This is a genomic window from Arthrobacter sp. B0427-1-12, assembly GCF_059092905.1.
In genome coordinates this window covers 1-480 of record NZ_JBNHIC010000208.1, presented here as the reverse complement: position 1 = coordinate 480, position 480 = coordinate 1, and the positions used below count along the sequence as shown (strand labels likewise).

Below are 480 nucleotides of genomic sequence, written 5' to 3'. Positions count from 1 at the left end.
AGCGGACCCTGCCCGAGCACGAGGGTACGCAGTGGCTGCTGCGGGAGCGCGAGAGCGGCTCCTTCCTGCGCCAGCTGACCCTGGGCCAGGACATCGATGTCGAGGCGATTTCGGCGCACTATGACAACGGGGTGCTGAGTGTGACCATTCCGGTCAGCGAAGCCGCCAGGCGCCGGAAGATCGAAGTGGTTGCCGGACACCGCCAGGAAGCAGTCGAAGCCCCAGCCGAACAGAAACCGGCCGGGCAGGAATCGGCCGGGCAGCAGAAGGCCGGATCCTGACACATACCGGAGGGACCGGGCGTCTTTGAAAGATGCCCGGTCCCCTTTTCCTGGGCCTTTTTCCTTCGTTCGTCATAAACATCTTTGCCGCTTCCCTGTGTGCGGGGTCCGGGGGAGAATCCAGCCATGGGATTGGGGGAGGGGGCCCGCTATGATCCGGTGCGCGCGGCAGCGGCGTTCTGTGATCTGCTGGCCGTCT

At 65.0% G+C, this 480-nt stretch carries 1 protein-coding gene; it reads left to right on the top strand.

Annotated elements, in window-relative coordinates:
* Positions 1–281: Hsp20/alpha crystallin family protein (locus tag AC5RWU_RS24585; protein ID WP_493986782.1), on the top strand; the 281-nt coding region annotated here is incomplete at its 5' end.
* Positions 282–480: the final 199 nt, after the last annotated feature.